Annotated in this window: 22 protein-coding genes and 3 pseudogenes; 11 read left to right on the forward strand and 14 right to left on the reverse strand. The window is 44.2% G+C overall.

Translation table 11 applies throughout. From position 1 onward, the window contains the following. Positions 1-19: 19 nt before the first annotated feature. The 3 genes from treP to ABH897_RS14745 form a co-directional block, all read right to left on the reverse strand. On the reverse strand, positions 20-2,059 hold the full coding sequence (gene treP / locus ABH897_RS14735) for a PTS system trehalose-specific EIIBC component (protein WP_404580301.1): 2,040 nt from the start codon (positions 2,057-2,059) through the stop codon (positions 20-22). 97 nt (positions 2,060-2,156) lie between these two features. After that, entirely contained in the window at positions 2,157-3,884 is a 1,728-nt protein-coding gene (treC, locus tag ABH897_RS14740) for an alpha,alpha-phosphotrehalase (RefSeq protein WP_404592366.1), read from the reverse strand. Between the two features lie 230 nt (positions 3,885-4,114). Further along, positions 4,115-5,134, reverse strand: a complete 1,020-nt coding sequence (locus ABH897_RS14745; protein ID WP_404592296.1) for a peptidoglycan DD-metalloendopeptidase family protein — start codon at positions 5,132-5,134, stop codon at positions 4,115-4,117. 214 nt (positions 5,135-5,348) lie between these two features. Here ABH897_RS14745 and ABH897_RS14750 point away from each other — a divergent pair, with 214 nt between their 5' ends. Together ABH897_RS14750 and ABH897_RS14755 are read left to right on the forward strand one after the other, a co-directional pair. Continuing rightward, positions 5,349-6,101 (forward strand): response regulator transcription factor, encoded by a 753-nt coding sequence (locus ABH897_RS14750; RefSeq protein ID WP_404592297.1) that lies wholly within the window; start codon positions 5,349-5,351, stop codon positions 6,099-6,101. Beyond that, a complete protein-coding gene (locus ABH897_RS14755; protein WP_283655920.1) occupies positions 6,098-7,873 on the forward strand; it encodes a sensor histidine kinase in 1,776 nt (591 codons plus the stop codon). Before ABH897_RS14750 ends, ABH897_RS14755 begins: the two co-directional genes overlap by 4 nt. Positions 7,874-8,028: 155 nt before the next feature. Here the strand turns inward: ABH897_RS14755 and ABH897_RS14760 are convergent, their stop codons facing one another. After that, complete coding sequence (locus tag ABH897_RS14760; RefSeq protein ID WP_404592298.1) at positions 8,029-9,246, reverse strand: MalY/PatB family protein; 1,218 nt, start codon at positions 9,244-9,246, stop codon at positions 8,029-8,031. Positions 9,247-9,483: 237 nt separating this feature from the next. Here ABH897_RS14760 and ABH897_RS14765 point away from each other — a divergent pair, with 237 nt between their 5' ends. Beyond that, positions 9,484-10,191, forward strand: coding sequence for a helix-turn-helix domain-containing protein (locus tag ABH897_RS14765; protein ID WP_404592300.1), 708 nt, complete (start codon positions 9,484-9,486; stop codon positions 10,189-10,191). Between the two features lie 161 nt (positions 10,192-10,352). Here ABH897_RS14765 and ABH897_RS14770 read toward each other — a convergent pair whose 3' ends face one another. Further along, the gene (locus tag ABH897_RS14770) at positions 10,353-10,952 is read right to left on the reverse strand and encodes a DUF1349 domain-containing protein (protein ID WP_200893409.1); all 600 of its coding nucleotides are present in this window, start codon (positions 10,950-10,952) and stop codon (positions 10,353-10,355) included. A gap of 44 nt (positions 10,953-10,996) precedes the next feature. Continuing rightward, the gene (locus tag ABH897_RS14775) at positions 10,997-11,905 is read right to left on the reverse strand and encodes an ROK family protein (RefSeq protein WP_404592367.1); all 909 of its coding nucleotides are present in this window, start codon (positions 11,903-11,905) and stop codon (positions 10,997-10,999) included. Between the two features lie 390 nt (positions 11,906-12,295). Between ABH897_RS14775 and ABH897_RS14780 the strand changes: the two genes are divergently transcribed. From ABH897_RS14780 to ABH897_RS14790, 3 genes and pseudogenes are all read left to right on the forward strand, one after another. Continuing rightward, positions 12,296-12,622, forward strand: coding sequence for a ribosomal protein L7/L12 (locus tag ABH897_RS14780; RefSeq protein ID WP_404519298.1), 327 nt, complete (start codon positions 12,296-12,298; stop codon positions 12,620-12,622). Between the two features lie 45 nt (positions 12,623-12,667). Then, positions 12,668-12,763: pseudogene (locus tag ABH897_RS14785) on the forward strand (Cys-tRNA(Pro) deacylase); the annotation flags it as partial. A 169-nt stretch (positions 12,764-12,932) separates the two neighbouring features. After that, positions 12,933-14,126: an oxalate decarboxylase family bicupin gene (locus ABH897_RS14790; protein ID WP_404580408.1), complete on the forward strand. Its 1,194-nt coding sequence runs from the start codon at positions 12,933-12,935 to the stop codon at positions 14,124-14,126. 246 nt (positions 14,127-14,372) lie between these two features. Here ABH897_RS14790 and ABH897_RS14795 read toward each other — a convergent pair. After that, positions 14,373-14,765, reverse strand: a pseudogene (locus ABH897_RS14795) (response regulator transcription factor); the annotation flags it as partial. Between the two features lie 182 nt (positions 14,766-14,947). On the opposite strand from ABH897_RS14795, the gene ABH897_RS14800 reads away from it, so the two are divergent. Together ABH897_RS14800 and ABH897_RS14805 are read left to right on the forward strand one after the other, a co-directional pair. After that, positions 14,948-15,784 carry a COG4705 family protein gene (locus ABH897_RS14800; RefSeq protein WP_404592301.1) on the forward strand — a complete coding sequence of 279 codons (837 nt, stop codon included), beginning with the start codon at positions 14,948-14,950 and terminating at the stop codon, positions 15,782-15,784. Between the two features lie 279 nt (positions 15,785-16,063). Then, positions 16,064-17,785, forward strand: a complete 1,722-nt coding sequence (locus ABH897_RS14805; RefSeq protein WP_404592303.1) for a hypothetical protein — start codon at positions 16,064-16,066, stop codon at positions 17,783-17,785. A gap of 68 nt (positions 17,786-17,853) precedes the next feature. Here the strand turns inward: ABH897_RS14805 and ABH897_RS14810 are convergent, their stop codons facing one another. The 3 genes from ABH897_RS14810 to ABH897_RS14820 all read right to left on the reverse strand — a co-directional run bounded on the left by ABH897_RS14810 (position 17,854) and on the right by ABH897_RS14820 (position 19,972). Then, complete coding sequence (locus ABH897_RS14810; protein ID WP_404592304.1) at positions 17,854-18,486, reverse strand: NmrA family NAD(P)-binding protein; 633 nt, start codon at positions 18,484-18,486, stop codon at positions 17,854-17,856. A gap of 146 nt (positions 18,487-18,632) precedes the next feature. Further along, a complete protein-coding gene (locus ABH897_RS14815; protein WP_404580295.1) occupies positions 18,633-19,091 on the reverse strand; it encodes a TetR/AcrR family transcriptional regulator in 459 nt (152 codons plus the stop codon). A gap of 161 nt (positions 19,092-19,252) precedes the next feature. After that, positions 19,253-19,972 carry a YebC/PmpR family DNA-binding transcriptional regulator gene (locus tag ABH897_RS14820; RefSeq protein ID WP_137063841.1) on the reverse strand — a complete coding sequence of 240 codons (720 nt, stop codon included), beginning with the start codon at positions 19,970-19,972 and terminating at the stop codon, positions 19,253-19,255. Positions 19,973-20,320: 348 nt separating this feature from the next. Between ABH897_RS14820 and ABH897_RS14825 the strand changes: the two genes are divergently transcribed. Continuing rightward, positions 20,321-20,932 carry an undecaprenyl-diphosphatase gene (locus tag ABH897_RS14825; protein ID WP_404519031.1) on the forward strand — a complete coding sequence of 204 codons (612 nt, stop codon included), beginning with the start codon at positions 20,321-20,323 and terminating at the stop codon, positions 20,930-20,932. A gap of 62 nt (positions 20,933-20,994) precedes the next feature. Here ABH897_RS14825 and ABH897_RS14830 read toward each other — a convergent pair whose 3' ends face one another. Continuing rightward, the gene (locus tag ABH897_RS14830) at positions 20,995-22,401 is read right to left on the reverse strand and encodes a HAMP domain-containing sensor histidine kinase (RefSeq protein WP_404592306.1); all 1,407 of its coding nucleotides are present in this window, start codon (positions 22,399-22,401) and stop codon (positions 20,995-20,997) included. Beyond that, positions 22,398-23,069: a response regulator transcription factor gene (locus ABH897_RS14835; protein WP_404519032.1), complete on the reverse strand. Its 672-nt coding sequence runs from the start codon at positions 23,067-23,069 to the stop codon at positions 22,398-22,400. The genes ABH897_RS14830 and ABH897_RS14835 overlap by 4 nt, the downstream gene beginning before the upstream one ends. 163 nt (positions 23,070-23,232) lie before the next feature. Here ABH897_RS14835 and ABH897_RS14840 point away from each other — a divergent pair, with 163 nt between their 5' ends. Both ABH897_RS14840 and ABH897_RS14845 read left to right on the forward strand, forming a co-directional pair. Next, on the forward strand, positions 23,233-23,601 hold the full coding sequence (locus tag ABH897_RS14840) for an alkaline phosphatase family protein (protein WP_283655907.1): 369 nt from the start codon (positions 23,233-23,235) through the stop codon (positions 23,599-23,601). Between the two features lie 27 nt (positions 23,602-23,628). Continuing rightward, on the forward strand, positions 23,629-24,393 hold the full coding sequence (locus ABH897_RS14845; protein WP_404519300.1) for a spermidine synthase: 765 nt from the start codon (positions 23,629-23,631) through the stop codon (positions 24,391-24,393). Between the two features lie 109 nt (positions 24,394-24,502). On the opposite strand, the gene ABH897_RS14850 is transcribed toward ABH897_RS14845, so the two are convergent. Together ABH897_RS14850 and proS are read right to left on the reverse strand one after the other, a co-directional pair. After that, the gene (locus ABH897_RS14850; protein WP_404519033.1) at positions 24,503-24,643 is read right to left on the reverse strand and encodes a His/Gly/Thr/Pro-type tRNA ligase C-terminal domain-containing protein; all 141 of its coding nucleotides are present in this window, start codon (positions 24,641-24,643) and stop codon (positions 24,503-24,505) included. A 14-nt stretch (positions 24,644-24,657) separates the two neighbouring features. Then, positions 24,658-25,718: pseudogene (proS, locus tag ABH897_RS14855) on the reverse strand (proline--tRNA ligase); the annotation flags it as partial. Positions 25,719-25,972 lie beyond the last annotated feature (254 nt).

Consider the following 25,972-nt stretch of genomic DNA (forward strand, 5'->3'; position numbering starts at 1 on the left):
TTGGCGACCTGTGTGCTTTTTAAGTTTGTGGTTTATTCTTGTCTACAGATAAAGGCTTTAAGTGAATTTTCATAGAGATATATTGCAAAGTGTTCGCCTCACCTGGCAGTTCTTCAACGGACTCAATCATTTCCTGACCATCCGGAACAATTACTGGTGTAATAACCGGGTATCCGGATTCCTGGATTAGATCACGGTCGAATTCCATCAGCAATTGTCCCTGTTCAACTGTTTGGCCTGTCTTCACATGCATAGTGAAACCTTCGCCCTTCAGTGACACGGTATTAACGCCCACATGCACCAGAATCTGTACACCTGACGCATGTTCCAGAATCAGGGCATGCTTGCTCTTCATCATAATATGGATGACCTTTCCGCTGAAAGGGGCAAAAATTTTACCCTCCTCCGGTTGCACCGCAATTCCCTGTCCCATCTGACGATCGGCAAAAGCCGGATCAGGAACCTGTTCCAGAGGCACAATACGTCCCCGAACCGGAGTCATGACTTCAAGTACATCGAGCGCGGAAGTCTTATGGTCAGTTCCTTTTGTCTCGGCAGGTATGTTAGCTGGACTGTTCTGATTTGTGAATGAAGAAGTTGAATGATTAGCATTTGGCAACTCTTCCTTAGTAAGATCTGATTGTTGCTGGCGCTTATTTAATAATTTTCCATACGCTAAAGTTAAGCTGAACGGCAGAATTAACACGATCGCCATTCCAATGAAGAACACGCCCCAGTTCATAGGGAAAATAGACAGGAAGCCTGGAATACCCCCAACACCGATTGAAGAAGCCATAACATGATTCACCGTTAGCAAGACACCCGCAATACCTGAACCAATCATTCCGAACACAAATGGATATTTATAACGGATGTTTACCCCAAAGATCGCCGGTTCCGTGACACCCAGAAAAGCAGACACGGATGAAGTAAAGGCCAGCCCTTTGCCCTTCTGATCCTTTAATACCAGCATCATAGCCAATGCACCAGCACCTTGAGCAATGTTGGAAAGCGCCAGCATTGGCCATAGAAATGTCCCGCCCTGTGTTCCAATTAATTGTACGTCTACGGCCAAGAAAGTATGGTGCATTCCCGTAATGACGAGCAGCGCGTAAAGACCTCCATAAATCAGCCCTCCCAGCGCAGGAGCCAGAGAGAAAACGTATACAAGACCGCCCGTAATCGCATTGCCGATCATAAAAGTAACCGGTCCGATAACCGTAAATGCAAGAAATCCCGTAATTAATAATGTAATCGGCGCGACCAATAACAGCTTAAATGAATCAGCTATTCTGTTGTTCAAGAATTTTTCAATTTGTGCCAACACGTAAGCGGATACAAGAACCGGCAGAACCTGTCCTTGATAGCCAATCTTGTTCACTTCCCAGCCAAACAGATTCCATACCGGAACCGTTCCCTTAGTCACTGCATCTGCATAATTGTAAGCACTCAGCAGGTCTGGATGAACCAGAATCAGACCAAGTACAATCCCGAGTAATGGGCTGCCACCAAATCGGATAACTGCCGACCATCCGATCAAGGCGGGCAAGAACGTAAAAGCTGTGCTGGCGATGGTATTAATAATAGCAGCAAAATCAGTCCATTGAGGATAGACCTGAACCAGAGACATTCCCTCGAAGAAAATTCCCTGACCCGTCAGAATATTGTTAATTCCAAGCAGCAGGCCTGCGGTCACAATCGCGGGCAAGATAGGAATAAAAATATCTGCCAGTGTCTTGATGGCACGCTGAATCGGATTCTGTTTCTTGCTGGCCGCATTTTTAACATCATCTTTGGAAGCCCGGTTGCCGCCTGTAATTGCAATCATTTCGTCATACACCTTATCAACCAGACCTGGCCCAATGACGACCTGATACTGTCCTTGTGAGGAAAATTGGCCTTTGACCAAATCATTTTGATCCAATGCATTTTTATCGACCAGTTTGTCATCATAGAGGGCAAACCTCAGACGGGTTACACAATGGGTAGCAGCCTCAATATTATCTTTGCCGCCAACGGCTTCTATAATTCGTTCCACCTGTGCTCTTTCAATCGGCATTTAACTCACTCCCTTAATTTTAATGAAGTAGCAGCCCCGGTCGCCGTGACAGTAAGGAACCCGGGGCTATTGGTTGTTGCCACACTATAAACTGCGTCTAACGAAGTAGCCACATATAGGAAGCATATGGGGACAATGTGATAGACTGCTTTAATTCCGGCACTTGCTCGGTATTGCCAATTAACAGTTCAGCAGAAACCAATGCCTGATCTTTTAGTTGTAAGTAGCATGAATCAGGTATATGGAATTTGGCCTCCTGCCCGCTAAAATTAGAGATGACGATCATAGTCTCCTTTTCATTGCTGCGTTGGTAGGCATATATCTGAGGATGGGCCTCGTCCAGTCGCTGATAATTCCCATCAGTAATGACTTGCACCGTCTTGCGCAGTCTGATCAGCTTTTGGTAATGATGGTAGATGGAGTTCGGATCCTTTAACTGGGCCTGCACATTAATTTGTGGATAACGCTCATCTACCTTGATCCAAGGAGTACCTGAAGTGAACCCCGCATTTGGACTATCATCCCATTGCATCGGCGTCCTCGAATTATCACGGGATCGCTCCCGGATCATATTTAATGCTTCTTCAGCACTCTTACCCTGTTCTTGCAGAATACGATACATATTTAGAGATTCCACATCTCGAAATTCTTCGATATCTGACCATTTCGGATTGGCCATACCAATTTCTTCGCCTTGGAATATATAGGGCGTTCCTTGAAGTCCATGTAGTGTGGTCGCCAGCAGCTTAGCGCTTTCGGCATGGTATACGCCATCATCTAGAAAACGGGAGATCGCTCGTGGCTGATCATGGTTGTTAAAGAACAATGCACTCCAGCCACCACCCTGCTGCATACCCATTTGCCATTCCGAGAATAGGCTTTTCAGCATTTCAAAATCATAGGGCATCAGTTCCCACTTTCGACCATTCGGATAATCTACTTTCAAATGATGAAAATTGAAGGTCATAGACAATTCTTTTTTCTCTGGATTGGAGTAACGGATGCAGTGCTCCAGTGACGTAGAGGACATCTCACCCACCGTCACGTTATTATACTTTTGAAATACTTTTTCATATAGCTCGTGAATGTAGTCATGTACGCGCGGACCGTCCGTATAGTACTTGCGTCCGTCGCCTGGAGCCGTGCTGCGATCATCATTCAGGAATCGCTGATCTTTGGAAATTAAATTAATCACATCCAGCCGAAATCCGCTGACTCCCTTTTCAGCCCAAAACTCCAGCAGATTTACGACTTCCTGACGTACTTTCGGATTTTCCCAGTTTAGATCTGCCTGAGTCTTGTCAAACAGGGTTAGAAAATATTGATCTGTTGTTTGATCATACTGCCAAGCGGGTCCACCGAATTTAGACTTCCAGTTGTTAGGGGGCCCGCCATCGGGTGCAGGATCACGCCAAATGTAATAGTCCCTGTATGCATTATCCCTTGATTGTCGTGCCTCCTGAAACCAGACATGTTCTGTCGAAGAATGATTTACTACAATATCTATCATCAGACGCATTCCACGCGCTTGGATCTCCTGACTCAATTCCTCAAAGTCCTTCATAGTCCCAAAATCGGGGTTGATCCTGCAATAATCGGCTACATCATACCCGTTATCACGCTGCGGGGAGACATAAACCGGCTGTAACCAGATAATATCAACACCCAGTTCATATAAATAATCCAGCTTTTGTGTTAATCCTCGTATATCACCTGTTCCATTACCCGTTGTATCACTAAAGCTTTTGGGATAAACCTGATAGACCACCGATTTGCGCCACCAGTCCGTATCTTGATGAATCAAAGCTTTGTTTATCGCTTGCATCATACTCGTTCCTTTCTCCCTAAATTAAACATTATAACGCTTTCATCTTTCTTGTATATACAAGAATATATCATGTATATACAAGTTGTCAACAGATTTAAAATCGCATTCTGATTTGTAATGAGGACGATATTTTTCAATAACTTGTTGTCGGATAACAAAAAAAACAAAGGTTGATCATCATAAAACTGAAGATCAACCTTTGTCTGAGAGTTTGAATTTTTTTGAAATTACTCGGCTGTTATTGTCTCTCCCTGCACAGGAGCAATTCGGTTCTTCCAATTGATGTTGATCGAACGAGACTTGAATAAATCTGCACCGTCTGACACCTGAAAATGAAGATGGGCTTCGCTGGAATTGCCTGAATTACCAAGTAGCCCGATTTCATCGCCACTCTTCACCTTATCCCCTACCTTCACTTTAACAGAGCCTTTCTTCATATGAGCTAGCACGCTATATTCCCCGCCATGGTCAATCACAACTTCATTCCCGGCAGGCACCTTCTCGTTCATCACGCCGACAGGTTCGTTATCAGGAATGTTATTTACAACTGAGACCACGGTTCCGCTTGTCGGCGCATGAATCGGTTGGCCGAAAGCATAATAGCTTGTATTTTTCAGCGGATCACCTTTATAGGAATAGCCATCTTTTTTCTGTATAAGGTCATAGGCATATCGCTGGCTTTCATATTCATAGTGGTAATTCACAAGCGCATTGGTTCCACCCCAGGTAACAAACCATTCCCCCTTCAATGGCCAATCGTATTTGATTTTGGTCAGGCGATTGTCTGTTTCCGGCGAAGGGGAAAGTTTCTTGGCCTGAAGCCCCAATATAGTTCCCTTCTCATCAAAAACAGTGATCAGGCCTATTTTCCCTGAGTCGCTTATCCATGAACGTTGTTCGCTGCCATTGAGTTTCATGACTGACGCCTGCTTAAATGAATCAACACCTTTTAGAGAATCAGGAGCCATTTTTACAAAATCGGCTTCGCTCAGTTGTTGTTTAAACTCATTGCTGAATTGGTCATAAACCTCCGCATACTTGCCCTCAAGCAGTTTTTCCGGTACCTCCTCTGGCTTCACCGTTTGGTCCTTTGTATTTGTTGTTTCATTCGGTATATCTTTGGCCACTTCCGAGTTCCCCCCTCCTCCTCCGCATGCCGTTATAAAAGCAGCAAACGCACTTGCCACCAGTACCATTTTGCCATAGTGGAAGATTTCTATCCTGTTCTTTCTAGTTGCCTTCTTCACTGCTGCACCCCCGTTTTTGTGTATATTATTATTTTATCTATCCCATTCTAACAAGACGGTCTTAGATCCCGTGTAACATCACTTTAACTAAGCCTTAACTCTTTTTCAGATCTGCAGAGCACAATTAAGCTTCCGTTAAGACAACGCTTCGTTCATCCCTGAGGAATCATGATATTATGGAAGGAATAAAGATAGAGAAGAAAGGAATGAAAGCATGAACAATGCGGCAATTTTACTTGTCGACGACGAGCAATCCATTCTTGAACTCATGCTGACCGTCCTATATAAGGAAGGCTACACGAATGTCGATACAGTGATGACAGGTGAAGCGGCCATTACTGCCTGTGAAGGAAAAATCTACGATTTGATCATATTAGATGTCATGTTGCCAGGACGCAGTGGAATCGAAATATGTCCGTTTCTCCGTCAAACGACGGATGCTCCCATCTTGTTTTTAACCGCTCGGGAATCTGATTTTGATAAGCTGACTGGGTTCGCTGTTGGCGGCGATGATTACATTACCAAACCGTTTAATCCGTTAGAGATTGTCGCACGCATACGTTCACAACTACGGCGTTACTTGACCATTAATAATACAACCAAAGAATCTGGAACTGCACAGCCCTCCAGCAAAATGAACGCCATTTATGACTATGGACATTTTCAGATCGATGAAACAGCCGGTGAGCTTCGTGTTGAGCAAACAGTCGTAGCCTGTCCTGCGCTAGTCTTCCAATTATTGCTTTTCTTATGCAAAAACCCCAATCGAATTTTCAGTAAAAGCGAGCTATATGAAGCCGTCTGGGGAGAAGAAGCATTAAGCGATGACAATACCGTCATGGTACATATTCATCGCATCCGGGAACGAATTGAACCTGATCCTGCCAATCCAAGCTTTATCGTAAATGTTAGAGGACTTGGCTATAAGCTGGTACAAGCGAAAATAGGGAGTTCCCAACGATTATGAATATTAAACGCAAGCTAATGATGCGATTCGTGCTACAGTTGGCTACCGCTGAAGCTTTTGCGTTCCTGATTGCTGCTGTTACGTTCTTTTGGGCGTATCAACGCTTGGTCGATATCCGCCTCTCCAATGATTTTGCCTCTACTGGATTAGAACAGCTTGTAGCGTCCTCCGAAATAGGCAAGGACGGCATACACTTTGATCCACTTTTGCTAGAGCAGGTCAAGAAAAACGGCGGCTGGCTGCAAAGTCTTGACGAAAACGGGCAGGTGAATCAGTCCTACAATACACCGCAAGATGTACCGAAGAAATATGCACCCGGCGAGTTCGTCTCTTATTGGACAGGTACCCGCTCCTTCCCCTATGGGCTTTCTCTTTGGGTTCAGGAGAAAGATGGTCGAACTTTCACACTGCTATATGGTCAGCCTAATCCTATGGGAACCCTATTAAAAACAGTAAGCAGTCAGGGAACATTGTCTTCGAATGGAAAGCTGATATTGCCCCATGAAGTCACTGCCCGTCTCAAGCAGCTTGGTGGCTACATACAGTTACTGGATGCAACCGGGTCGGAGCTTGCTTCCTACAATCGTCCAACATCTGCACCGACAGCCTATACTCTTCAGGAGCTTTCCCTTCGCACCATGTACAGTGAAAGATACGGCTTCCACCTTTCCTCCGAATATATGGAAGAAACGGGTCGTACATGGGTCATTAGTCTTCCAAATGCTGGCGGTGTTGCTACAGGCAATAGCTGGCTTCCTCCTGAGGAAGAAAGAACGATACTAAAGTCCATAGTCGCCATGTTCTCAGCTATTTTTCTCTTATTCCTGCTTCTCTCACTGTGGCAGGCGCATCGCTTCGGAGTCCCGTTACTTCATATGCTCTCCTGGCTCGATGCACTCGGTAAATCCGTATATCAAGAGCCTGTTGATCATAGAGGCATTCAACGCAGCCGGTTGGGTTCAGGCAAATGGAAGCGACGTTACCTCATTTTTGCGGATGTGATGGATTCTATTGATAAGCTCTCAGGTACGCTGCAAAGAGATCAGGTACTGCGTCAGCAAACCGATAGTCTCAGAGAGGAATGGATTGCCGGGATCACCCATGATCTGAAAACACCGCTCGTTTCCATCAAAGGTTACGCTCACTTACTGGCTGAGCCGCAATATGATTGGACCGCAGAAGAAGTTCGTAAATTTTCGGGTACAATGCTGGAAAAATCCGCGCACATGGATATGTTGATTAATGATCTTGCCATGAGTTATCGCTTAAAAAGCGGTGCCCGTCCCCCGGAATCTGAGGAAATTGAGTTGAATAGCTGGCTACGGGAAACGTTAGAGCGGGTGGGTACCGACCCTTTTTATAAGGAAGAAGCCATTTTGTTCCGGCCTGCTCCTGTCGACATCTTCGTTAAGCTATATACGCCTTGGCTAGAAAGGGTCATTAACAATTTGACTGCCAATGCTCTGCTTCATAATCCGCCTGAAACGACACTTACCGTCTCGGTTATATCCAGCGAAGGTGGTAAAGGGTTCACGATTGAATTTGCTGATAACGGGAGAGGAATGGATGAAAATACGGTAAGCCGATTATTTGAGCGTTATTACCGGGGAACCAATACCTCTACTACGCCGAATGGGACGGGTCTTGGTATGGCTGTATCCAAAGGGCTGATTGAAGCCATGGGAGGGCAAATTACGGTCGACACGGCTTTAGGGAAAGGCACGGTCATTCGCCTTATTTGGCATGACGTTATGGCTAACAGTGAAAGTTGACTGGGCAGGAAATGAAGAACTATTTATGATGTACACGTATAAAGGCCGCCCTCGATCGATTTGAGGACGGCTCTTTTCATGGATACGATTTTATCGTTTCTATGGGGATCGAATATTTTGGAATGATCCATACATATCTATATATTAATAAGGAATTAGGTGAGATTAAGTATTAATGGATTTTCAGTTAGCACCTTGCATATTCTTCTTAGTCCCTCTTCCAGCGTGGACCTCGGACAAGCCAGATTCAGACGAATGTATCCCTCAGCGTTGGCAACAAACATCTTCCCGTCTTCCAACAAAACTCCGGCATGATTGGCAAAAAACAAAGGTAAATTCTCTTCTTTTGGTACATAGGCGCTGATATCAACCCATGCCAGATAAGTCGCCTCTGGAATATGGAATATAGCTTCTGGCAAGTAACGGTTCAAATATTGCTTGGTAAATATAAAATTCTCGTCCAAATAATTTTTTAATTGCCGCAGCCACTCATCTCCATGCAGGTATGCAGCTTGTGTTGCGACAATACTAAGCGGATTTTCAAAGCCGTAATGACGCGCTTTCCAGGTTCCCCTGAGCGTTTCATTGGGAATGATGACATTCGAAAACATCAGCCCGGCCATATTAAAGGTTTTACTAGGAGCCATACAAGTGATAATCCGATCTGAGTCCGGGAAAAGTTTGGCCATCGGGGTGTGGACTTGCCCGTTCCTCAACAAATCGCAGTGTATTTCATCCGATATAATCCAGACTCCATTTTCAAGACAAATCTTCCCTACTCTCTGTAACTCTTCCTTGGTCCATACACGGCCAGATGGATTATGCGGATTACAGAAAATGCATAGAGACACCTTTTCATCTCTAGCTTTTGCTTCCAGGTCTTCATAATTAATCGTATAATGACCCTCTTGATTGATTAGTTCTGAACACACCAGTTCCAAGCCGTTATAATCCGCCGCAGCCTTGAAGAAGGCATAGGATGGGGTAAGGATCAGTACTTTTTCATCCGACTTGCAAATGTATTCAGCCAGCTCATAGAGAGCAGGAATGATCCCTGGTGAAGTAACCAGCTGCTCCTCTGAAAAAGTCCAGTTATAATACCGCTGCGTCCAGCCGACCACAGCAAGGTAATAGTTGGGATCAAACACCTGGCTATAGCCAAAAATTCGTTTATCCAGCCGTTCCTTGATGGCTTCAATAATCTCAGGAGGTGTGGCAAACTCCATGTCAGCGATCCACATGCGAATAAATTCATCATCCTTATAAGGAAAGACCATATCACCCTCCGCCTTAAAAATATACTCCCGGAAGCCGTCAGTGTTCATGGCGTTGGTTCCTCTACGGTCAATAACCTCATCAAAATCATACTTCACGCTTTTTGTTCCCCTTCCTGTTTCCGTCCCTGCTTCTCATGAATGGATTCATTATGGCATACAGCTCTCCATTGACTCAAACACAATAAAATCTATTCATATGAAACAAATCATCATTTTTGTTTCGTCAGAATACTAAAATTGCTTATGAAATGGTATAATTATTATGAATATAGCGAAACGTATACAAAATCATCATTTGTAATATTCTCAGGAAACATATTGGGAGAGTGAACAATGCATACTATCAATCAGGAAGTGGGTAAAAAAATCAGAATCTTCCGCAAAATTAAGGGATTGACCGTTCAACAACTGGCAGACATGATTTACAAAAGCAAAGCTACGTTATCCAAATATGAGAGTGGCGATATTACCATTGACCTCGTCATCTTGTACAGCATTGCAAAAGCGTTAAACGTTCAGGTAGAGCAGCTTCTCTATATCGAACCGAGACAGCCCTCCGCGTTGATTAACACACTTCCCTCCACTTTTTTCAAGAATTCCACCCGGTTTTATTCTTATTTTTATGATGGACGAATTAATAAGCTGGTAAGATGTGTAGTGGACATGCTGGCGCAGCCGGATGACAATCGTTATAAGACGATGTTATATATGAATGTTAAAAATTTTGAACATTATCAGGAATGCGAAAATACATATTGGGGGCATACGGAGCACTATGACACACTGACCACCCTTATGCTCAAAAATCAGGCTACCCCTCTCGAAAATCTGACCATCAATATTCTGGCTTCTTTCCTGGAATCTGAGCAGAAGTGGGGTCTCATGTCCGGCGTTTCCTTCCGTCCCTTTATGCCGATTGCTTTAAAAATGCTTTTTTCGAGAACACCCATACCAGAAACTCCCGAGCTAATTCATGAGCTTAAAATTTCCAAAGATGATGTGCGAACCATGAAAATATACAATATGCTCGCTGTGACCTGATATTATCTGATGTTCGTATATATAAAAAAAGGCTATCCCAAAGGCCACAAAAATGGCGAACGGGACAGCCTCCTTTAGGTGAGCTGATAGTTGTTATGAAATCTAGTTGTAGTCCAAATGAGCAAATTGCTTCTCTGATTTTTCATCATAAGAATGTTCCTTTACATAGGTGGATCTATATGAAGATCGGCATCCGGCATTGTAGTTACCCAGCGTGTAAAGGTAACCTCAAAGCCGACACGAGTTGGCGAACATAAAAAAGGACCAGCTTGTTTTGCAGATTTATAAGGAAAAGGCGCCACACGCACTGTGCGCCAGCCGTGGGCTTCTGTCCGGGCACGGATAATCACTGCATCGTTCATCCGCGAAGCGCGCAAGGTCACTTCCTCACCGACCCAATCCGGCACAGCGGACAATGACCAATCTGAATAACCGTTAGTTACCACGACAGCCAATTGGGGAATATTGTCATTGATTTCAATCCCCGCTTTAATCCATTGCTCAGGTCCTTGATACAGCATAATTCCAGCCTGGTCATAGAGTTCATTAAAGGATGCAAGCTGAAATGTGACCTCTATGGCCTCAGAATCTTCCCAATTTGCCAATAAAGCATGTCCGCTGCTGCGATCAAATCCGTATAATGTATTTTTCCAGTAGTCACTTCCCTCTTTGGCTGTCACCTTGAGGGTGTCGCCATCTTGACAAGTTGACAATGGAGCATTGGTCCATGTTCCCGTTTCCCATAATAATGTTTTTTTCATAATAGATATCATCCTCTCCGGAATTATAGATGTATATCATCTCTCTATTTTCTTTTTTCTACCAATTGCAAATTGTATGTCAGACTTTCAAGAGTCACCGAAATCAACCCGTTCATGTATTCATCATACGTATCGTTTTTCACAAAAATCTCAGGCATATGCTCTGCTGGTATATCCTTAAGACAGCCAGTATAAATATCGTTCAATACAGCAGGCTTGGATAACTCTCCGGTCAAAGCGATAGCTACAGGATCAATAACAGCAATAATGGAAGTGATCGTCTTTATAGCCAGTGGAACGAATCCCTGAGCACTTTTTATCTGCTTGAGCTGTTCTTCTCTTGTCATATCAAAGGGTAAAAAGGAAACTTCGCCTGCAAATTTAGTATTTCCTTTTAATAAGTGTCCATCGACAATAAAGCCGGCTCCCGGAAAGTTATCCTTGGGAAAAGCAACAATGGCAAAGGTTTTGTCCTCATCATAATTTTGCATTTTATAAAATCCATAGACTGTTAAATGCATATCATTTTCAATGGTGATTTCCAGTCCGTATTTATTGTGAAGCTGCGGACCCAGAGGAATTCCTATGAGCGGATCGATATCACACACACCGATAACCCCTTGATGTACAACCCCGGGAATACCAATGCCAACCGCTTTGACATTTCCATAGATGTTAATGAGTTCTCCAATTTGGTTCTCTATGACCTCATAATCAATATAAGGCACAATCGAGGTCTTCTCTACAATGATTTCGCCCAGCAAATTGGCAACCGCATAAGTGAGAGTATGCACTCCGCCTTCTGTTTTCACATGTAAACAGAGAATATAGGAATAATCGGCGTTATATCTATACCGCCTTGCCGGGCGTCCACCGTTGGATTCCTCCAGCTCTGTCTCTAACACTTCCCCGGTTTGAAGAAGCTCTTTCAGAATATTACCGCAGGTAGCCACACTGAGTCCTGTTATGCTCGCTATGGACGATTTGGTGGCATATTCAAGAGACTTCAATGTATTTTTGACTAACTCCACATTAATTTGTTTGACTCGGATTGCATTATTGGAGACTGGCAGTATTTGAATCCTCTCCTTTTCCGGCACTTATTAAAAGCATTACAATAAGCTGTAATATAACGCTCTGTCTGTAAAAAGTCAATTCGTAGCCTTCCATGGTTGGGAGTAGCAACGGGTTCAAGAATATTCCCCACTCCGTACTCACGTAAATTCAGCGATTCCAGATAATATAACGTAAATCATCATGCTATACTATTTATATTGAGCAGATTCCAGTGTGGCATCTCTGGGATAAAATCAAGTGAAAAAGGGGGAACTTTAGTGGAAACTATGGAATTTATAGCATTGATCGCGCTGATCATCTCCGTCATACTTTTGATCAAAGTCTATAGCTTGCAAGCTCGGCTTAATGACTTGAAATCCGATGTAGAGCGTCTTGAGAATCGTTCTGGAATGTCGGGAATATCGCTGTCAGGCACAACCGCTACCGCGCCACCACATGTGCTAAACACAGCAGTTTCGGAGGATATCAATGAAAGGCTGCTCCTGCTGATTAGAGAAGGCAAAAAGATTCAGGCGATAAAAGAGCTAAGAGTAGCTAGAGACCTCTCTTTAAAGGAAGCAAAGGACTATGTAGATGACCTGGAACGGCTCTAAGTGAGAGTAGAATGATTCCGCCGAGGTATATTTGCAACAAATGCGATGCGAATATTGGATGGACAGAATGTAAACTACAAAATCCTGAGTTATGATCATCAGGATGTAAAAATAGATGGTATGAACGTAGCCGGGAAAATTGGAACCCAACTGGAATTAATTCCGCAGGATTTAGCTCAGCTCATGGATGCCCAGTTTACGGATCTGACTCAGAAAGCATAAAACCCTCCAAGAGTTCATAAAATCTTTATGCGGATTTTCTCTTATTCTAAGATTGATGAAGCTTCAACTTGGAGAGGAAGATCAAATGATGCATAATGATTGCTCGAAAAATGCCAGAGTGCCGCAGCCCATCAGAAGTGATGGTGCTGGAGGCATCGACAAGGGTCCCCGGGATGTGATGAGGGATTTGCAAAATCCCGACATGCTGGTTCCACCCGTAACAGATAATGGACTCATTCCGAACATGAGGTTTTCTTTTTCAGATGCCCATATGCAGTTGAATCACGGTGGATGGTCAAGAGAAGTTACCGCAAGGGAGCTCCCCATTGCCACAACCCTTGCCGGCGTGAACATGAGTTTGACACCGGGCGGCGTACGCGAACTTCATTGGCACCAGCAGGCGGAATGGTCTTATATGCTGTTGGGGAGTGCCCGTATTACAGCCGTCGACCAAAATGGTCGGAATTTTATTGCTGATGTGGGTCCTGGTGATCTCTGGTATTTCCCACCCGGCATTCCACACTCTATACAAGGTCTTGAGGAAGGCTGCGAATTTTTGCTGGTTTTTGATGACGGCAGCTTTTCTGATCTGAACACGTTATCCATCTCCGATTGGTTTGCACATACTCCAAAAGATGTACTGTCTGCCAATTTCGGCGTTCCTGAAGCTGATTTTTCGCCCATTCCTCAAGAACAAGTATACATTTATCAGGATGCCGTTCCCGGCTCTCTTCAAAGCCAAGCGGTTTCCTCTCCCTATGGTACGATACCTCAATCCTTTAAGCATGAATTACTCGCTCAGCCCCCCATCAAAACGCCGGGTGGAAGCGTACGAATCGTCGATTCTTCCAATTTTCCGATATCCCAAACGATCGCAGCTGCTCTGGTTGAGATTGAGCCTGGAGCCATGCGGGAAATGCACTGGCATCCCAATAATGACGAATGGCAATACTATCTTACCGGGCAAGGCCGAATGACTGTTTTTGGCGGAAATGGCGCGGCGCGTACATTTGATTTCAGAGCCGGGGATGTTGGATATGTGCCTTTTGCTTACGGTCATTACATCCAAAATACAGGCTCGAGCACGCTATGGTTTCTTGAAATGTTTAAAAGTGACCGTTTCGCTGATGTTTCCCTGAACCAATGGATGGCTCTTACCCCCACAGAGCTCATTCAGAGCAATTTAAATGTTGGTGCCGATGTGACCTCTAAATTGCGGAAGGTAAAATGGCCTGTCGTCAAGTATCCCGGTTATTCTTTTTATCCAAAGGATGAACTCTGAACAATCCGGTGAACGTGCATCTTGTCTGTGCTCTCAGAAAAAAAGCATATCCTCATGCATTTCTTACTGCTATCTGATGTGAATATAATCCCTGTACCGTTATTCGTTATCCATAGCTATTTAGCATACAAAGATATAGGCTCCGATTTTAGCCGGCAGCCTATATCTTTGTAGCATTATGACTGGGGCTGACTAATCCCTCCCCTAATCATATACTGTATAAAATCAAACTCATCCCGTGTTTATCTACTTTACAATTCCGTTACGAATGGCAAATACAACCGCTTGCGTGCGGTCTTCGACCGCGCATTTTTGAAGAATTCGATGAACATGTGTCTTAACCGTGCTCTCACCGATATAAAGCCTGGCGGCGATCTCTTCGTTACGTAATCCGTAAGCCATCTGTTGCAAAACTTCCAGTTCCCTATCTGTAAAAGGTTCAGGCGGCATAGTAACTGATATCTGATCTGGTGCCCGAACCGCATCTACAAGTTCATCAGGTGCCGCGTCCTTTAGTAAATACCCGATTGCTCCCGCACGGATGCCATCATACACATAATCCTCCTGATCGAATATGGTCAGAATGACAACCTTGCAATCCGGTATAGCGTCTATGATGTCACGGGTTGCTTCAATTCCTCCCCCTAGATGGAGCATTGAATACATTGAAATTCCTCATTCCTAATCAGTTTCTAATCTAAGCTTAAATGTTCTATGTTTTTTCACATGTAATTCTCACTATCGTTTCATGTTCTTTATGTACATTGTTCAGGAGGGACAAGTATCTAAATAGGTTCCCCAGAACATGAGGAGGATTATGAATGAAAAAAGAGGAACAGGATCAGAACATGAAAAGCGAGAGTCTCTCCATTTCCACGGAGGAGACTGCGAACATATCCATAATCCGCAAAATGCTAAACAAGGTGCCGGAGGTCACCATTTTCTTTTGGATTATTAAGATTATGACGACGACCGTGGGAGAAACCGCTGCCGACTTTCTTAACTTTAATTTGCATTGGGGCTTGACTCGTACAACTGTGGTCATGGTTGTTCTCTTACTCGTCACACTTCTATTTCAGTTTAGGTCGCGCAAATATATACCTGGAATCTACTGGCTCGTGGTGACTCTCATCAGTGTTGTGGGCACGCTTGTCTCAGATAACCTTGTGGACCACATAGGGATCTCGCTGCAAGTTACCACGACTGTCTTTGCCCTTGCTCTCCTGGTGACTTTTACACTTTGGTATGGGAGCGAGAAAACATTATCCATTCATTCTATTTACACGACCAAGCGTGAAATATTCTACTGGGCAACGATATTCTTTACCTTTGCCTTGGGTACAGCAGCTGGTGATCTTATATCAGAAGGCCTTGACTTAGGTTACTGGAGGTCAGCGCTTATGTTTGCTTCACTGATTGGTATCGTAACGATTGCCCGCTATCGGTTTAAATTCAATGCCGTGTGGTCCTTCTGGATGGCGTACATTGTGACCCGGCCTCTCGGCGCCTCTCTTGGGGATTATCTGTCACAATCTCACACCGATGGCGGACTCGGCCTGGGTACGGCCGGAACCAGCGTGATTTTTCTCGTAACTATTTTAACCTTGGTGATCTACCTGACGAAATCCGGAATAGATCAAACCCAACCATCATCATAATCAGCTAAAAAGCATAGAAGAAAACGTACCCGGGACATAGCCGGAATAATCCCGGGTAGATTGCATCTTGACTCTAATGCTATATTTTCACAATGAAAATATAGTAAAAATATTGAAATTAATAACCAAATGCCTTATAATTACAACAAATAATATCTCCTAACAATTATAATCCGCAAGTCTCAGCCAGATTTATGTTCAGGTTTTTCTTTTTCTCACATCGCTAAATTTATACTATTTTTGCGTTATTATTCCATTATCAGGAGAGTGGCTGTAATTATGTTTAAAAATGAGATTTTAACAGGCTCACTACAGGAGCGCAAACAGATCGTAATCGACGATGTAGCAGCATTGGGCTACCCTTACAGTGAGTATGATCAGGGCCGAAAGGTCGGTGGTTATGCGGCTATGGCGCAATTTTCCAAAGGAGATATCAGCACTGGACTTGCCTACGTCAACATTCATTTGGATCGGAATAAAGACATGTTCTGGGGAATTAACGTAATGGAAGCTTATATGAAGTATAAAGAGTATTACACACCCGCATTAAAGGATAAAGTAAAAGCAAAAATGCTCAGTTTTAACATTTTGAATGCCGATGGGACGGCTCTGTCGGGAAATACAGAAAATCAACGGCTCATGTATGCGGCAGTCGGGGTTGTCGGAGCGGAAGAATGGCCAGATTATCCGGTGAATTATGCTACCATCGCCAGAAGTTATCTGCTGTCCGAACTTTCCACAATTACAAAACAGGGGTACTTTGAATACGACTCCCCAACATATTTTATCCATCATGTAGGACCGCTATTGTTCATTACCGAACACTTGACAGATGCGACATTGCGGAATATGGCCAAACTGACGTTGGAGTGGTATTTTGCCAGTATTGTAGGGGAGTGGCTGCATGGGTACTGGGTGACCAGTCAGGCCAGAACATATAATGCGCAGCAAGAGCCGGGATATACACTTGATGAGAGTGCAGTGCTACTGTGGATGTTGTTTGGAGACAGTCGTAAGCCGATATATCTCGGCAATGAAACCAATCTGAAATTTACCACGATTCCATTTACGGTTGCGAACTACGAGTTACCAGACATTTTCAAGAGTATAGCGACAGCCCGTTCTACAACTTACACACATAAGGAACGGATGCCTAGAAACAGTAACAAACCGTATAAGACAAGCTACATCACCCCGGATTACGCCGTATTCAGTCAAAAGGACAATCGGCTCGCACAAAACCAGCTTCATCGTTGGGGCATCAAATGGGTGGGAGATACATACAGTGACGAACCAAATACGTTCTTCATGAAGCAACACTTCAGTGAGTCGATTAACTTGAATCCGTCCAACTCGGAATATTGGATTGGCGGAACGAATATGGAGGAAGTGCTTCAGGACGACGGTGCACTCATTGCGGTATACAATATCACAAATTCAAATACATGGATCGACGGCCCTGTTTCATATAACGGAATCAAAGCAACGATCGAACAGGACCCATTCAATAGGAACGGCTGGATATTCTTCCATACAGGTAAAATGCTGATTGCTGTCAGGACGGCACAACCTTACGATTGGCCTTATGACACGGAATCGTGGAAATACGGAGGTTATCAGAGAGCGTTGCGGAGTGACGGGGCAAAAAATGCGGTCATCGTTGAAACAGCACCTCTTATGGACTACGCAGGCGGTTCTTGCATTAGAGAGCTTGACTGCTTTGCTGAGGCTGTGCTGACGAAAACCGTAGTGGATTTCAGCGGTGTTAACGATACCAATCCCCGGGTCTATTACAAAGGATTAACAGGTAAAGAGATGGAAATCGTATATGCCACCTCACGTAAAATTCAGGGTGCAGAAGTCAATTATGCTAATTGGCCTCTGCTGGATGATCCGTGGATGCATCAGAATTATAATGGAAATAAACTCGATTTGGTTCATGATAGAGAGAGGCGGACCTATGATTTCAATAACTGGAAGGTAACATCAAGCATTATGTAAAGTGTCTGTCGCCAACTGACAAGGGCGTCTCAATCAGGCTATCAGATCTGTTTGAGACGCCCCTACATTTACTTCCAAGTGCCTACGTGGGTTTGCACAAACTGATCAAATGAGATCGGGCTGCGCCCAGTGACACGCTCCACGATATCGGACGCTTGGTCTTCACTTCCGTTTTCACGTATCCTTCTATCCAATCCCGCCAGCATGGCAGCGTAGTTCGCAGGTATACCTGCCTGAATCATGCCAACTTTCAGTTCTTCGTCAGACAGCGAGATATGCTGAATCGTTTTTCCTATAACATGGCTGATCAACTGGGCAACTTCACCATATGTCAACGAATGAGGCCCAGTGATCACATGAGCTGTGTTATGAGGCTTATCGTCAATCAGGGCTCTTACCCCCACTTCTGCAATGTCATCTGCGCTGACGAAACCCACTCTCCCATCCCCTGTCGCACTATAAATCGTACCGATGTTTTTGATGGTGCTTACATGCTGACCTTCGGTAAAGTTCTGCATAAAATAGGATGGCTGTAATACTGTCCACTCAGGAGCTAAATTGCTGAGGGCTTGATGCACTGGCCCGAATACCGGGTCATCCGCAGGGACAGATGCGCTATCCAGAAGCACGAACCTTTTCACGCCTTCATGAATGGCTTTTTCAATAAAAGGAATCATGACCTTGGCAGGATTTATGTCCATTACAGGCACAACCAAATAAACTTTATCTACATTTCTCCTTATCGAAAACGAATTTTTCAGACTAAACAGTCTAGAATATTCAAAAAAATTTTGACTAATCAGTCTAAAATGATTAAAAAATAAACGCTATAAAGCGTTCATAAAAATCAATCCAAAATCGACAGCGTCGTACGCACGACATCTTTAAGCACCTCAGGGCTTGCGGCTGTCTTGGCGGTAAATGTCAACGATAGCCGGGCATGATTTAGAAATCTGGCGATTGACAATAGCTCAGACTCCGTAGAATGAAGCTCTCCCTCTTTTTGAGCGCGGACCAAGGCGTTGTAGAAAGCAAGCTCAAGCCTTTCTGTATTCGCAGATATAAAAACTTTGATTTCATGATGATGCGGAACCTGTTCAATAGCACTGTTCATAATAAAGCATTCCTTGGATAGCTTGGGATCCGTCAAAACCCTGACAGATTCATTAAAAATCATCGTTATGGCTTCCTTAATGCTCCCTGGTTGACTTAGAAGATGAACTACGGCTTCGGTTTTGTCACCTATATAGAGCTGAATAGCCGAAAAGAACAAATCATATTTCGTTCCGTAGGTGCCTATGATCATATTTTTATCAGACTAATCAGTCAAGAAAAAATATTTTTTTATCCAAACATAGGCCCGTTGCCCAATTACACAGAAATAGCTGTATTTACGCAAAAAACACCGTATCGGAATACGATGTTTATGTTACTTATAAGTGAGGATTTTGCAAAATCCTGAAGTAATTATTCCTCAGAGTCTACGTTGTGGTAAACCTGCTGAACATCCTCCAAATCTTCTAATGCATCAATCAATTTGTCAAATTGAAGCTGTGCATCTTCTGGAAGTGTAATATCATTTTGGGCAAGCATGGTAAGTTCGGCCACTGTAAATTCTGTAACTCCCGCCTGCTTGAAAGCTTCCTGTACAGCATGGAATTGGTCAGGCTCTGCGTATACGATAACTGCTTCATCTTCTTCGATGATGTCACGTACCTCTACATCTGCCTCCATCAACAGCTCCAACACTTCATCTGCGGTTTTACCTACCAGACCAATAACCGCCGTTGAATCAAACATATAGGCTACAGATCCGCTTACACCCAGACTGCCGCCATTTTTAGTAAAAGCAGAGCGCACATCAGATGCCGTACGGTTTACGTTATTGGTGAGTGCATCTACAATGACCATGGAACCATTCGGTCCGAAGCCTTCATAGCGAAGCTCAACATAGTTTTCATCCCCGGCACCTTTTGCTTTTTCAATAGCCCGGTCAATGATGGCTTTCGGTACATTGTACGTTTTTGCACGTTCTAGTACGACTCTTAAAACCCGATTGGATTCAGGATCAGGCTCGCCCTGTTTGGCTGCTACATAGATTTCTACGCCAAATTTAGCATATATACGACTCGTATTAGCATCCTTGGATGCCTTTTTTTCTTTAATATTGTTCCACTTACGTCCCATAATATCCCGCTCTCTTTCTATATGAATATACACAACGGTATTCATTATATCCTTGAGCATTTTGCATAAATCCCAAGAGCGATTTTAGATCAGCAATATATAGATCGAAACGGTTTAGTTCGTCTATATATTGTACTTTCAAGCGTTGGGAATCGAATTATGCAAAATGCTGCCTTGTATATTATATCTCCTAAAGGACGCTTGAACAAGTTCAAAGGATTTAGTGATAAAAATATCTCCTTTTCTCATGAAATTCTAATTTTCATCTAAAGGTGCTCCCATGTTCAAGAGTTATGATCATATTACTTTCAACTTTTGAATCATATAAGAAAAGGAGTAATCTCTAATATGTTATCTAACCTGGACTATCAGATTTTCCACTTCATTAATGAACAAGCGAATAGCTTTTCTGTTTTGAATGGGCTGATGCGTTTTTTCGCCGAAGATGCCCAATATGTATTCGCCTTGGGCTTGCTCCTGTACTGGTTTTCAAGAAATAAACTCAACCGGAAAATGATCATATCGGCTGTGGTATCCGTATGTCTAGGCATGGGGATCAGCTTTATTATCGGACATCTTGTGTACCGGGATCGTCCCTTCGTCGCCCACGCCGTCATTCAGCTAATCAAGCACCCGGCCAATGCCTCCTTCCCGAGCGACCATGCCATTGGAGCTTTTGCGCTGGCGGCCACGTTTTGGCTGTACGGTAAGAGGTTTAGATTGTTGTGGCTCGCCGCAGCTTTACTTATCGGTTTTTCCCGTATCTGGGCTGGCGTTCATTACCCGTCAGATATTGCGGCTGGTGCACTGATTGGCACCTTGTGTGCAGTTAGTACCCAATATCTGCTCCTGCGTTTCAAACGTCCTCAGCAACTGGCAGACTCGTGCCTGAAACTGTACGAAAAAATAGAATATAAAATTTGGAACAAAACGACAAAACCTCAATCTGAGGATGCTTGAGTGTGATTAAGCCCATAAACCATCGATATGGTTTATGGGCTTCTTTAATTTATCCAATATGTTCAGACCCTGTACGCCCGAAAACAAAGCGTTACAGTTGCCCCTATATGTTCAATACTGCTTACTCTGATGTCACCGTTATATCGCTTGACCAGCTGCTTGGCTATCGCAAGGCCCAAACCTGTCCCGCCCTGCTCGCGGCTTCTGGCCTTATCCACCCGATAAAATCGGTCGAATAAATATGGCAAGTCCTCCGCCGGAATTCCGATTCCGTAATCGGTAATATGAATATAAACCTCATTTCGTTCCAGCGTCCCCGTTACAAGGATTTCTTTCGAAGAGCCAGAATATTTAACGGCGTTATCCAGCACGATCAGTAACAGTTGTTCCAGATGCTGAGGCGTGATGTGAATCTGCACCTTTTCGAGGGGAGTCAGTTCCTCTCGGAATATCATATCAGGATGCAGCATGGCAAAATTGGTGAGCGTATACTGAACGGTCTGACGGATATCTATTGCAGGCACATTCTGTTCAGAAGTTCCCGATTCGGCCCGCGTCAACTCCAGAAGATCGTTTACAATCCCTTTCAAACGTTCAAGCTCCTGAACGGACACACTGAGCGACTCATCCAATATAGCCGGATCGTGTTTGCCCCAACGGTTTAATAAGGAGATATGGCCTTCAATAATCGAAATGGGTGTACGTAATTCATGGGAGGCATCCTCAACAAACTGCTTTTGCTGTAGGAAAGAACGCTCCAACTGATCAATCAGCCCATTAAACACTCTTCCCAGATTTGACAGCTCGTCATTGTTATCGGATACTTGGACACGTTCCTCATGCAGCCCTTTTTTCCGTATTCTTGTCATCGTATCCGTCATGGACTGAATCGGCCGAATTAACTGGCGTGAAAGAAAAATTCCTCCTAGGGCGCTTAAAACAATAGCACCTATACCGCCCACAATCATGACACCTTTTATTTTGTCACTCACCTTCTCTAAATTTTCCATATTATTGATAATTTCAATTGTTCCCGTAAAACCACCTGAATTCAGCGGACTTCGCATGATCAAAACCTGATCCTCCAGATGCCAAGCAGTCATAATACGGGTGCTTTGCGCCGTTTGCGGCGGAAACCAATCCTCAGGCATCTCGTCGCTGACGCTCAATAGCGGGGTTCCTTGCTCGTTCAAAATACGAATCATTTGATGCGGATCATTCATATCCTCAATAAATCGTCGACTGTTCACGATTTCCTGTGCGGACATTTGTTTTACCTGAAAAAAACTTTGGATTTCATTCATACTCTTGCGGATGCTCACTTCTCCCTCACTGACCATCCATTGGTTAATCGTAAAGTATTGGACACCGTTGTACAAAACAAACAAAATACATAGCAGCAACGAAGACCACACCGCCATTTTCCAACGAATGGGCAGCCGGGAGAATATGGATTTTAACGTTGTCATTTTCGGATCACATACCCCAATCCGCGTAGTGTCTGAATAAAGCTCGGTTCCCCAGGCTCGTCGATTTTGCTTCGCAGGTAACGAATATACACATCTACGACATTCGTTTCCACCTCTGAATCATAGCCCCATATGAGTTCCATTAGCCTCTCCCGGGTCATGACGCGCCCAATATTCTGCATTAATATGGACAGCAGATCAAATTCACGCTTCGTCAATTCAATAATCTGCTGGTCTTTGGTCAAAATGCGGGCCTCGCTGTCCAGTACCAGTCCATTGTAGATAATTTGATTGGTATCTTCCACAGAGCCACTGCGTCGCAGCAAAGAACGCATCCGTGCCAGCAACTCTTCAATAGCAAAAGGCTTAGGGATATAATCATCTGCCCCGCTGTCCAGCCCCATCACTTTGTCCATCACACCGTCTCTGGCGGTCAGCATAATGATTGGAGTTTGTTTCGTTTTGCGAATCCGTCGGCATACTTCGATTCCGTTGAGGCCTGGGAGCATTAAATCCAGCAGGATGATATCCCATTCCTCGCTTAATGCAGACTCCAGCCCCTTCCGCCCTTCATAATTAACAGTTACCTCGTAAGATTCATGCTTTAGTTCCAGTTCAATGAAACGGGCCAAATTTTTCTCATCCTCGATCAGCAGTATCTTCTTCATAGCTATCCTTTCTATGCTCGGGGCGACTTCTCCTAGTATGCTTGTTTTAGAAACCAGTTTACTCTATGTACATTAAAAAATAATGATCTTTTCACTTTATTTTTCTCATGATATTTTAATGTGTCCTGAGTAAGTTTAATCATGAATCTATGAACACAGCTCTGTGCTCATCCGCCCCCTTTATGAATTACCTGATGAAAAACGGTGTCTCTCTGTTCCCAACCTGAACCACGATATGCACGACGGCACGATCCGGGAAGCAGATCAATGGCTGCAAGCCCATTTATCTGCTTATGCCCGCTGGGCACCGCAGCATAACAGTCTTTTAATCGTAACATGGGACGAAGATGACATGAGCAGTAACAACAAAATCCCGACTATGATTATAGGTCCTCATTTGAAAAACGGCCCTTACAACGGGAAAAGCACTCATTTCTCCGTGCTGCGCATGATCGAACAATTATATGGATTGGAGCTGCTCGGCAAGAGCAGAACGGCACCGCCGCTTAATATATGGACAACAGGCTCATAAATGTCTAATATGATGGTGGAGTATGACTTGAAGGGGATAGATCATTTGGAGGTACTATACAAAAAGCTGAGCAATAATCATGAAATAACGATATACGACACCACAGAGCTGTATGGTGAAAAGGGATTATTCCGGGTGATGCAGTTTTCAAATGCAGCCGTACAAGGCGCGGTGGATTTGAATCATCCGCAACGCATTCTGTTCGAATATCCGAGAGCCATCATCCATCTGATGGAGCTGAACGATCCGTCATTTGAAGACGTGTTTGTGATTGGGCATGGCATAGGTACGATTGCGGGTCATTTTACAGATAAACGCTTTAAGATTGCCGAGCTGGATGCACAAGTCGTGGAGTTCAGTCGAACATTCTTTGGATACGATAAGGACAATGTGACCGTTGGTGATGGACGTCGCATGTTGGAGAAGGAAGCGCCGGATGCATATGATTATATTATTTTGGACGCCTTCACAGATCAGGGAACGCCGCCGCATTTAATATCCCTGGAATTTTTCAGGATGGCCAAAGAAAAGCTAGATTCCGAAGGCTCCATGATTATGAATGTAATGGGCAAAAGTGAGCACGATCATCTGATGAATGCCATTCATACAACGTTGCGTGAGGTATTCGCTTATGTCACAGCTTTCTCCCTCCCCTCGGAAGGAGCTGCCGACATTCAAAATATTATTGTGATAGGCCGGGACAAGCCAATCCGGTTTCAGGCACGCCATATGGCAGGCTTTAATGAGATTGCACTTGGAGAAGGTCACATTCTACAGGACACAGATACGTAATGCTTGTACAGTAATTGTTGGTAAAGATACGCCCAAACGATTGTAGTCCGGGCGTATTGGATTGTAGAACCGGATATGGTACAGGCTTGTAAATTAATAAGCTGTGTGGCTATTGTTGAATAAGTTCCAATATCCGTCGCTCTACATCTTGGATATGAATCGTCTCTTTGCTGCTGGATCTTCGCTCCACTAACTCTATTTTCCCGTGTTCAGCATCTTTGCCAACAACAATGCGCACGGGAATACCCACTAAAGTCCAATCTCAATCCCACGATGGAGCTTCAATTTCCCTTTGTCACAGTGAGGACATGGGTCCCCTTCCACGAGGGGGTTCCAGTCGCCTTTGACACGGCATCTGAACTTGCTATTTCGAATTTTTCACTACCTAAAATATGTTTAACTTTTACTTCGTTGACCTCATGATCTCCCCTGACGACTACAGCAATGGGTTGATCGTCAGCCATATAAATCAATGTTTTGATCATATCTTGTGGCTGTATTTGCAGCGATTCAACCAGTTGATCTATCGTGCGCAGACCTGGAGTATGAAACTTTTCCATTTTGTCTGTATTGAGAGAAGGGTTGGTGTCTGATTTTTCCATTCTCCGTGGCTCAGCTTTTTCAAGATTAGCAGCATAGTCACAGCAGGTACAAGCGGCTATCGTATCCTCTCCAATGTCAGCCAGCGCCATAAATTCATGTGTTCCGCCTTTGCCGCCAATAGCACCCGCATCTGCTTCAACTGCGCGAAAGTTCAGACCACAACGGGTAAAAATACGATGATAGGCCTTAAACATGGTCCGATAAGCTTGATCCAGCCCTTCCCAGCTCGCATCAAACGAATAGGCATCCTTCATCAAAAATTCTCTGCTGCGGAGCAAGCCAAATCGTGGACGTCGTTCATCCCGAAACTTGGTTTGAATTTGATACAGCATTACAGGTAATTTTCCATATGAATTCACCTCATTCCGTACTAATGACGTAATGACCTCTTCATGGGTAGGACCCAAAGCAAACTCCCGATCATGTCGGTCTTGAATACGCATCAGCTCTGGACCGTACACCTCGTATCTCCCTGACTCTTGCCACAGCTCAGCAGGCTGCAATGCAGGCATTAACAACTCCCCAGCCCCTGCACGGTCCATTTCATCCCGTACGATTTGCTCCACTTTTCGGAGAACACGTCTGCCGAGTGGCATGTAGGTATACATTCCAGCTGCAAGTTGCCGGATAAACCCTGCACGCAGCATAAGCTGATGGCTGACCACTTCGGCTTCTGCGGGCGATTCACGTAATGTTGTCAGTAATAATCGACTTTGGCGCATGTGTGACTGCCTCCTTGTATGAACGATAAAATATACGCAAAAAAGACACATCCGTCAGGGACGAATGTGTCTGGTACCACCCTTAATTTGACCATATCCATAGCATGGAACAGCCCTTCATCAGATAACGGCGTCTAGCCGGTAACGCTCTAAAATACACTCCGCTACAGCTCGCAAGGCAGGGAAACGTTCATTCGCGGCGGAGAAACCTTTCAGCCCATGGATTTCTTCTCTGTACGGCGATTGTTGAACCT

It is taken from the genome of Paenibacillus sp. RC73, from assembly GCF_044908085.1.
GTDB classification, from domain to species: Bacteria; Bacillota; Bacilli; order Paenibacillales; family Paenibacillaceae; genus Paenibacillus; species Paenibacillus terrae_A.